At 49.0% G+C, this 9,351-nt stretch carries 7 protein-coding genes; 5 read left to right on the top strand and 2 right to left on the bottom strand.

Annotation, left to right across the window (positions count from 1 at the left end):
• Together Q0668_RS03625 and Q0668_RS03620 are read right to left on the bottom strand one after the other, a co-directional pair.
• The coding region (locus Q0668_RS03625; protein ID WP_298860027.1) for an alpha/beta hydrolase at nucleotides 1–570 on the bottom strand (570 nt) is incomplete at its 3' end.
• Nucleotides 571–677: 107 nt separating this feature from the next.
• Nucleotides 678–2,000 (bottom strand): Gfo/Idh/MocA family oxidoreductase, encoded by a 1,323-nt coding sequence (locus Q0668_RS03620; RefSeq protein WP_298860025.1) that lies wholly within the window; start codon nucleotides 1,998–2,000, stop codon nucleotides 678–680.
• A gap of 436 nt (nucleotides 2,001–2,436) precedes the next feature.
• On the opposite strand from Q0668_RS03620, the gene Q0668_RS03615 reads away from it, so the two are divergent.
• The 5 genes from Q0668_RS03615 to Q0668_RS03595 all read left to right on the top strand — a co-directional run bounded on the left by Q0668_RS03615 (nucleotide 2,437) and on the right by Q0668_RS03595 (nucleotide 8,894).
• Nucleotides 2,437–3,810 carry a DUF1501 domain-containing protein gene (locus tag Q0668_RS03615; protein WP_298860023.1) on the top strand — a complete coding sequence of 458 codons (1,374 nt, stop codon included), beginning with the start codon at nucleotides 2,437–2,439 and terminating at the stop codon, nucleotides 3,808–3,810.
• A gap of 51 nt (nucleotides 3,811–3,861) precedes the next feature.
• Nucleotides 3,862–5,181 carry a DUF1501 domain-containing protein gene (locus Q0668_RS03610; RefSeq protein ID WP_298860021.1) on the top strand — a complete coding sequence of 440 codons (1,320 nt, stop codon included), beginning with the start codon at nucleotides 3,862–3,864 and terminating at the stop codon, nucleotides 5,179–5,181.
• 141 nt (nucleotides 5,182–5,322) lie between these two features.
• Nucleotides 5,323–5,994 carry a hypothetical protein gene (locus Q0668_RS03605; RefSeq protein WP_298860019.1) on the top strand — a complete coding sequence of 224 codons (672 nt, stop codon included), beginning with the start codon at nucleotides 5,323–5,325 and terminating at the stop codon, nucleotides 5,992–5,994.
• A gap of 208 nt (nucleotides 5,995–6,202) precedes the next feature.
• Nucleotides 6,203–7,666, top strand: coding sequence for a DUF1080 domain-containing protein (locus Q0668_RS03600; RefSeq protein ID WP_298860017.1), 1,464 nt, complete (start codon nucleotides 6,203–6,205; stop codon nucleotides 7,664–7,666).
• 169 nt (nucleotides 7,667–7,835) lie between these two features.
• On the top strand, nucleotides 7,836–8,894 hold the full coding sequence (locus tag Q0668_RS03595) for a hypothetical protein (RefSeq protein WP_298860015.1): 1,059 nt from the start codon (nucleotides 7,836–7,838) through the stop codon (nucleotides 8,892–8,894).
• Nucleotides 8,895–9,351: the final 457 nt, after the last annotated feature.

Raw genomic sequence — 9,351 nt, 5'->3', positions numbered from 1 at the left:
CAGCATATTTCCGACTGCTCCAGAACAAACAACAGCCTGCAATTCGCTGGAGAAGTTCTGATAGGGGCCCTTTCCTTCGAAGCCGTCCTGTTTGTTAGTCAGGGCTGCGGTGAGGACTAATGTTCCACCGGCTGAATTTCCATAGGCACCGATGTTGTCCGGATCAACATTGTATTTTTTTGCATGCGCACGTAACCATCGTATCGAATTTTTTACATCATGTAGACAAGCGGGGAAAGCTTTGTCCTGAATCATTCGATATGTCGGGGTGATGACAACGTATCCCTTTTGCGCAAATTCAAATCCCATTTTGGAAAATCGGTAATGATCTCCTCCGCTCCATCCGCCTCCATGGACCAGTACGATGGCTGCCCGAGGTTGAGTTGAGGTTTCTTTGGGACGAATGACATTTAGGACCCAGCGGTCATGGCCTTCACGATAATGAACGTCGCGCTCAAAGATGATGTCGGCAGGCGTTGTGGGGATGTTTGTTTTGCTCGGAGGCTGTGCAGCCGCAAAAGGTGATTGGGAAAATCCCAAAAACAATAGAATCAAGGTTGAAAATTTCATGTCTTCCATAAACTCGTTTATTATTCAATGTGATAAGAAGTAATTAAAGTAGCCTTTAAACGTACTGGAAAGGTAACGTTTCTCAATGCGAACACTGGTGCTCTTGTCTATGTGGGTAGCCCATATGGTTTACGATAGGTTTTGCCGAGTAGGGTATTGGCTTCATCACAGTCGATAAACTGTTCTTTTTTGGGATCGAAATCTAGACGGCCGCGTGTGCGGTAGGTGATTTCTCCTAAATGCACGAGGGCACAACTGCGATGCGCGGTTTGCGGGTTGGCTTTGGTGGGGGTGCGATTTCGTACTGCGTTCAGGAACTCAGACATGTGTTCTGGGTAACCGCGTTGACCTCTAAGGTCTTTTCCTTCTGTGGGGCCCTTTTTATTCTTGGGACCAAGAAACACACTAAAGGCACCACGTCTGGAGAAGATCATATGACCTTCCGTGCCGTAAAACACATTTCCGTTGTCAAATCCATGCAGACCATAGGCTGTGAAGGGGTAGTTTTCGTAGATCAGCAGTCGACCATCGGGGTACTCGTAAGTGACGTTCATGTTATCGGGGTAATCGCTGGCGTGGCCGTGCAGCATCATACGGCTGCCGCGGGCTGTGATTTGTTGGGGCAGGGTGTCGACACCCAGACCCCAGGCTGCCATATCCAGATCGTGAATTCCATCGTCGCCAATTTCGCCGTTGGCATAATCGCGAAACATGCGCCAGGAGCGGTGGAAGCGAAGTTGATTGAAATCGCGTTTCGGAGCCGGCCCGAGCCAGCGATCATAGTCGACGCCTTTGGGAGGTGTGCTGTCAGGCACTGGTTTGACAGTGCTGCGTGATTCGGCGGTCCAGGCTCGTGCAATTTTTATATCGCCGATGATTCCCTGCTTCAACAAGGTTTCTGCTTTGAGTGTGACGGGGCTATTACGCATCTGGCTGCCTTGTTGCACGACGCATTTGTATTTCTTGGCTGCCTCTATAATTTGATGGCCTTCGTTGTAAACATGTGAGATGGGTTTCTCGATGTATACATCTTTGCCTTCCCTCATTGCCGCGACCGTCATTGGAGCGTGCCAGTGATGAGGTGTAGCGATGATGACCGCATCCACATTTTTGTCGCCGATCACATCTTCATAGCGGGATGTCTGTTTTGGCGGCTTTGATTGAAACCCGTGCATATACTTTGCCGTACGTTCGATTTGTCGCGGATCGACGTCACACAAATACGAAATAGAAACGGCTTCTTTGCGTTCGACAAGACCTTTGACATGATGTCCCATAATCGAACCACAGCCGATAATGCCGATGTTTAGCTTAGCTGATTTTTCTGCACCAAAAACGTGCACGCCTCCCAATGCTGAAGTTGCCGCCGTGATGGCTGCTACTTTAGTTGAATCCTGTAAAAACCTTCGCCGCGTCTGTTTATGATTCATGGGGGGTATCCTTGATGAGGATTTTGGAAACACTTATTTGTAGCAGGCTTCGATGATAGCGGATACAAAGTGAGGGTACAAATTATTTCTGCTGCAGGCTAACGCGCGGATAAGGTTCATGGTAATACTGAGCGGAATGGTGCTAGCCGACGTTGCTTGTAATGTGCATTTTCGCTCAGTGAAATCATCCAAACTACCGCCTCCCTGTTCTAACAACGACACAAGCACAAATACTATAACGGCGGCTAGCACCGAGCCGCTCAGAAAGTGAGTATAAAAAGAGGCCCTTTTTAGTTGATTTGGGGCATTGAACTCAGGATCCTCAGGGAAATCTGAGTTACGAATTGCATCCGAAATCTATGTCTGTTATCATATCAGCGTTGTTTTATGCTTGTTCAATGGTGTTGTGAATCATTGTTTTCCGGGAAGAAATTGCATGCTGACGATTCTAGGTAAATCGACTGCGAAACGTGGTCAATTTTGTGATGGTGTTTCGCGTCGCAGCTTCTTGAAGATCGGCGGGATGGCCCTGGGTGGGATTTCCTTGCCGGGTGTGCTTCAGGCTGAGAACGATAGCCTGACCGGCAGCAATCATAAAGCGATCATTAATATCTACATGCCCGGCGGTCCGTCACACATCGATTTGTGGGATCCCAAGCCGGAAGCGCCTACGGAAATCCGTGGCGAGTTTAATGCGATTAAAACCAACGTGCCCGGCATCGAAATCTGCGAACTGTTTCCGCGGATGGCCGCCATGATGGATAAGTTTATTCCCGTGCGTTCGATCTCTGATGCGGACGGCAGACATGATGCCTATCAATGTATGACGGGGCGACGTTTCGGCAGTCGGCAGCCTCCCGGTGGCTGGCCGGCAGCGGGTGCCTTTGTCTCGAAGCTTCAAGGTCCAGTGAATGCAGCGGTCCCCTCGAATGTTGCGTTGATGTATAAAACGGGCAACGGTACCTGGGGAGAACCGGGAACGGGTGGCTTTCTGGGAGTTCAGCATTCGCCCTTCAATCTGGTCGGTCGCAAAGCGCGCAGTTCGCCGGAGAATATGATCTTGCAGGGCATCACGCTGGAACGTTTGAAAGATCGCGTTCAATTGCGGCGCGCGTTTGATACGTTTCGTCGTGAAGCCGACACTTCCGGTTTGATGGAAAGTATGGACGTTTACTCGCAACAGGCGATGAATATTCTGACGACGTCGCAACTGGTCGATGCATTGGATCTCTCGAAAGAAGATCCGAAGATTCTTGCCCGTTACGGTAAGAGTGACGAAACATTTCAACGCGATGGCGCACCTCGGATGATCGAAAACTTCTGTCTGGCGCGTCGGCTGGTTGAAGCGGGTGCCCGCTGTGTTTCATTGAATTACAGTCGCTGGGACTGGCATGGTCCCGATGGGATGAACTTCCCCAAATCTCGCGAAGAATTTCCATTGCTCGATCAGGGTCTCTCGGCTCTGGTGACCGATCTGCACGAACGTGGTTTGGACAAAGATGTTTCTGTGGTGGTGTGGGGTGAGTTTGGACGCACGCCGAAAATCAATCAAAACAACAGCCGCGATCATTGGCCGAAAGTTTCGTGTGCGATGCTCGCCGGTGGCGGGATGAAAACTGGTCAGGTTGTTGGCAAGACGAACCGTTATGGTGAATTTGCGATCGACAGGCCGGTCAAATTCCAGGAAGTCTTTGCTACGCTGTATCGCAACGTCGGCCTGGATCTGAATGGCACCCGCATCTTCGACAGCAGCGGCACGCCGCAATATCTGGTCGATCAGGGCATCGAACCGATGCGCGAACTGATTTGAGTTTCACTTAAATCCCTCAGATGATTGTACGTCTCAGACGAGAAACGAAATATGTTGCGTTTAAATGCAGGGTTGAATCGGCGTGAATTGCTGCAGGTGGGCAGTTTATCTGCCTTGGGCGTTAACCTGATAGACACGATGCGACAGCCGACTGAGGCTGCAAAACCGCGGCGCGAGGTGAACTGTATTCTACTGTGGTTGTTGGGTGGGCCGAGCCACATTGATATGTATGATATGAAGCCGAATGCACCGGCTGAGATACGTGGCGAGCTGACCCCGATTACCACGCGCGTGCCCGGGATGGAACTGTGCGAGTTGATGCCGAACCTGGCCAACTGTGCTGACAAGTTCTCGCTCATTCGTTCGATGCACTCCTACTCACCCACGCATGGGCAGGGTGATTTTCATTTGATGAGTGGGAGTCGCCTCACACCGGCGATTAATCCACCAGGATTCGGTGCGATGTTGACGTGGCAACAGGAACGGCGTGCACGCCAGACACCACCTTTCGTGCAGGTGGGCAAATTGGACAGCCCGCGTTATGGCGCCCCCGGTTTCGGCGGTTATCTGGGACGCACTTATGACCCGTTTCTTGTCACTCCCGATCCGAATAGCAGTAGTTTTCAAGTCAATGAATTCAGTCCGCCTGAAGCAGTGAGTGTAGATCGCTTGAGTGATCGACAATCATTGCTGTCGGCCCTTGATCAATTTCAATCAAATAAAGAGCAGCAACTTCAATTTGCGCGAACTCACGAACAGTTTCGCGAGCGAGCGCTTTCCATGATTACCTCAGAGCGCGCCAAAAACGCATTTGATATCTCGCAGGAGACAGATCAGATGCGTGACAAATACGGGCGTAATCGTGTGGGGCAGGGGTTGTTGCTGTCGCGACGGCTGATCGAAGCGGGCGTACGATTTGTGACCGTGAAAGGTTATGTGCGTTATGGGTGGGATCATCATCCGGAAGTCTTTCCCCGTCTCAGAACCGAAGTTCCCCCTTATGATCAGGGTTATGCGGCGCTGTTAAATGATCTCGACGAACGAGGCATGCTGGATAACACCGTGGTGATTACTGCTGGTGAATTCGGACGTACTCCGCGGCTGAATAACGACCCACGTGCTCCCGGGCGTGATCACTGGAACCGCTGCTTCAGCCTGACGCTGGGTGGAGGCGGAATCAAGAGAGGGCTTGTGCTGGGATCCAGCGACAAACATGCAGCGGATATCACGGACCGTCCTGTTTCGGTACCAGACTTTGCCGCCACGGTTTATCATGCTCTGGGGATGGACCCCAAGGCTCAACTCCGCACATTGGATGATCGCCCCATGCTTGCGCTGCCAGAAGGTGAAGTGATTCCAGAATTGATTTGATGCGATTCTGACTTTTTTGATTGACTAATTAAAATAAGGTTGGTCGCTCAAGTGTATTTGGATGCACGGCGGCTAGCACCGATCCGCTTGTAAGTCTTTGAGTAGAATTTATTGCCCCTGCTTCTTTGTAGAACTTTTGTTATGGACAGTCACAAACAATGTCGAAAGTGCTCCGACACCGGCGATGATCTGGTGATGCTGTGGGATGGCCATGTTTATTGTCCGTCTTGTCTTGATGCTGCCCAGTCGGGTCTGGCTGACTATGCCAGACATCACCCGGTTCTATCGGAAGAGTTACCCGAACGGATCAAGAACAAGCTGCCTACTTTCTGGACCGTGTTTTCCTATTTCATAGGGTTGGGACGCCGATGGACTCTGATTACATATCTTGTGATGTTGATTTTGATTTTCAGTTCAATGTCACTTGAACGTGCCTTTTTTCTAAGCGGGTTTCTGATTGCCTTCAGGATTGTATTTACTTTTATGGGGGTGTTTTTCTTCAACAGATTCTATACGCGTCCTCAGGCTGAGAGAGTGAAGCTGAGTGTCACTGAAGGCATTGTCGAAATCCGACGCGATGATCGTATTGTTACTTTTCCTTTGACATCCAGCTATTGGGCTGACTACAGCGGTAGAATCACAGAAGATCTGCCCTTTGCATTGGTGTTTCTGGGCGAAACATTTCTGCTGGTTGGCGATCGACGATTTCGAGGTGCGATGCTGAAATCCGCGATTACCATGTGTGGTTTTGATGGGGAAAGTCGTGAACGCTGGCTCGCCTTTCTCAAACTCGCAGGTGTTCCGGCTCAATGAACCTGGTCGTGAGCAGTATTCTGTGTTGCAGCGCGCTGTTTCTTATGGACAGAAATGGCGTCGGACACCATTTAAAATCCAGACTTAAGGCTACGGGACTTTATTGCATTCCGATGCCTATTCCTGGTGAATTTGTTTTCAAAGTTTCCTCAAAGTCGTTAGACTGATCGGTGCGGGCGTAACAATTCATTTCTGGTGAGGAATCGCTATGCGCAAAACTTATCAACTGAGTGGTATCGTGTTGTTTTTCGTCGTGTTCTCAATCTCGGCGAGTGCTGAAGAAACTGTGCTGTTTAATGGTAAAGACCTTGATGGTTGGTCTTATCATCTCCAGGATGAAAAAAAGCCGGTGGAGTTGAGTGATGCCTGGGTTGTCCAACAGGGATTACTGGTTTGTACCGGGGCTTCCAAAAGCTATTTGATGCACAAGGCACAGTTCGAAGACTACGTGCTCACTTTTGAATGGCGGGCGAAACGTGTGAAGAACGGTGTCACTGTCGGAGCCGCGGGTTCGGTTTATATCCATACGATTGATGAGGAAGGTGCCTTTTCGGCTCCGAAGTCGATCGAGATATCACTGAATAATAATATCGGTGCGGTTTTCTTTCGTGATGTGAAATCGACTACCGAACCGAAGAATTGGGCCTTCCCGGCACCTAAGCTTCCCCGGGATGTGGAAAATGATCTGGGAGAATGGAATCGTTTGAAGCTGATCAGTCGTGGCAAGCGACTGACAGTCATTGTCAATGGAGTGGTGGTCAATCAGATTGACGGACTGAATCGGACCAAGGGGGCAATCGCCATTAATTCTGTTCCGGGATTCTTTAAGGCGCCTACTTTCTACCGGGACATCCGCGTGCAGCCGATTTCCGATACTCATTTGAAAGATGAGAAAAACGCGACGCAACAATTGGCTAAGTTCAAAGTGGCGATTGCGAAAAAAGAGGCAGCCCAAAAAGTAATGCGTAGCGAAGAAAAGCGCAAGAAGGAGATGAAACAAAAGCAGCTTGCTAAAGGCTGGGTTGATGTGAACATCGCACAGGAAATAGATTTCAAGGCGGATGCGTTTCACTTGCCGTTTCCCGGCGATGCGCAGAAACTGGAATTTGATGCCCGGTTCAAAGACGTCAGCTTTACCAGTCCGACTACGCTTGCCAAGCTGACCCGGTTCTATCAAGTTGAAATGGCCAAGCGCGGCTGGAAAGTGGCTGAGAAAGAAATTGAGGAAGATTCGATTGAGGTGACCTTTAAAAATGGCAAGTCTGAAGTGGAGTTGAGCTTGAATGAACGATCGAAGGGGGTCAAAGTCGACATGGATTGCAAGGGACTTTCCTTTAAAGGCTCAAATGATCCCGCGGCTCTGGCTGCTTTGGGAATTGCTCAACCAAAGGGGCATCTCTTTCTTCAAAAAGAAATTCAGCTCCCTGAAAATTTACAGTCTCTGAAGTACGATGGCGATGATCGTTGTATTTTCAAGTCGACCTTGGAACTGCAAGAGGCGTTTGACTATTTTGGTCAGCAACTGCGCGACAAAGGCTACCGCGAAACTCGACGTCCTCTCGAGAGCAAGAAACGCCGTTATACCGAGTTCGGCAAAAATGGCATTGAGATCAGCGTTAATGTCTTCACAGATGCGGTCGGCTCCCGGATCATTCTTAAATATGATGAGTGAGTTTGAAAAGTGCGATTGTGGGGGTACGAATACTTTACTCTGTATTACAAAAAGTCATTTTTCGATTCCTGACAGCTTTATTGTTCGGATGCATGGTTGCTATTGAGTGATCGTTCATAGGAAGCTATACATTATTGGAAATGACTCACTTTTCGGGAGGTCCATTCCTATGCGAATTATCTTAGTAATACTCTTTTGTGCCATCTTGGTATCCAGCGCTCCTGGCCAAAAACTTTCAGCAAAGACGGGAGCGGAGGCTCACTCGGTTATTACCGTCAAGTCATTTGGGAAAGACAATGTGATTGGTAACTTAGGTTATCCCCTTGGTACGGTTGTTCGGGTGGCCGGAGTTTCTACACGTGGGGGCACAAAAGCCGATTCGGAGAAAATATTCCTGCAAATAGACACTGTCAATGGAAAGAGATTGGAACGACCTGTCGAATTTCCTTTTTATCGTGCTGCCTCCGAAATCAAGAAACCACATCCTGGGAAACGTTTCGACTACGACGTCCACGAATATGGCATTTTCGATGGTGTGGTTGAGCGACCTGGATCGCTCGACGCAGCTCCTATGGAAACAGCCTATGATAGATTTCAGTATCGGCCACGAATCACAATCCATAAATCAAACGTTGGCGGCTCGGACGCTAATGCACAAAAAAGGCAAGGGAAGATAGTTACGAAGCAAACCACAAGCTCTCCACAAGATTCCGTGGAAATGCTTGTGCTGAAGAAAAGCGATATTTTCGTTAAAGAGGGAGTTCAATACCAGTCTGCTCAATCTGCTCGTCGGATCAATGCCGCGATTGCCCATCTCATAAGTCTTGGCAAGCAGTCATGGCCCACGCTCTTTGCGCACCTGGATGATAAGAGACCAACTATGTCATCACGTGAAACGACCGGGCCGCATCAGGTATGCCACAATTGCTATGATATCCTTCGTCGACAAATCACCTCTTATCCGCGTGGATATCCTCCCTCAAAGTTAAGTCCTGAGTACCAACTCGACGACCTCTTCCAGCCCTCAATCAAAGACTGGCTGTTGCAGAGACGAATTAAGTCGCTTCTGGAAATACAAATCGAAACCCTGAGGCACGTCATTACCATTGAGCGAGAAGCCGCGAAGCAGAATGGCTCCAACGAAAAAACCATTGCGTTGCTATCAGCCCATCTCGGTCAACTTCTCAAGGCCTTTGAGCAAAGCAGCACACAACAATCGGTAAAGTAAGCAAAGGCTGGTCACGCCCAACGCTGCTACAATTGCCCCTTATCTATTTCACGGTTCTCTGCTTTGGTCATTAGTGGTGGATTTTCATGTCTGTCGTCTGGGGCACATCAAGTAGAATCTCTGTTCACAGATTGATTGTACTGATGTCATAGCAGATTATTTTCTACCACGAAAATCACGAAAGGCACGAACAACACCCGTTGGTGTCACGTTAGCAATTCTTTCTGTATTGATTTTACTTTGGCGGACGGATACATGGGTCGCGTCCCTACTTTTCAATTGGATCCTCGCTTACTTTCGCATGCGTGATTTTCTTTTTTCAATATGGGACTGTTCTTATATGATTTTACTGCTCTGGTTTGTATGTTGTTTTTTTATGGTGACTTGTGCCGTTCTGCTTTTGAATGGGTTGTTGATCACTGCGATTGATTGTTGTGAAGTGCGTTGGTGGGTCAAG

The organism is uncultured Gimesia sp. (assembly GCF_937910335.1).
Classification (GTDB): domain Bacteria; phylum Planctomycetota; class Planctomycetia; order Planctomycetales; family Planctomycetaceae; genus Gimesia.
The sequence above is the reverse complement of the archived record's forward strand: the minus strand, read 5'-3'. Positions and strand labels throughout refer to the sequence as shown.

What these genes read in the sequence shown, in the direction of transcription:
- Q0668_RS03620 (WP_298860025.1), bottom strand. Translation starts at nt 2,000, where the DNA reads ATGAATCATAAACAGACGCGGCGAAGGTTTTTACAGGATTCAACTAAA.
- Q0668_RS03615 (WP_298860023.1), top strand. Translation starts at nt 2,437, where the DNA reads ATGCTGACGATTCTAGGTAAATCGACTGCGAAACGTGGTCAATTTTGT.
- Q0668_RS03610 (WP_298860021.1), top strand. Translation starts at nt 3,862, where the DNA reads ATGTTGCGTTTAAATGCAGGGTTGAATCGGCGTGAATTGCTGCAGGTG.
- Q0668_RS03605 (WP_298860019.1), top strand. Translation starts at nt 5,323, where the DNA reads ATGGACAGTCACAAACAATGTCGAAAGTGCTCCGACACCGGCGATGAT.
- Q0668_RS03600 (WP_298860017.1), top strand. Translation starts at nt 6,203, where the DNA reads ATGCGCAAAACTTATCAACTGAGTGGTATCGTGTTGTTTTTCGTCGTG.
- Q0668_RS03595 (WP_298860015.1), top strand. Translation starts at nt 7,836, where the DNA reads ATGCGAATTATCTTAGTAATACTCTTTTGTGCCATCTTGGTATCCAGC.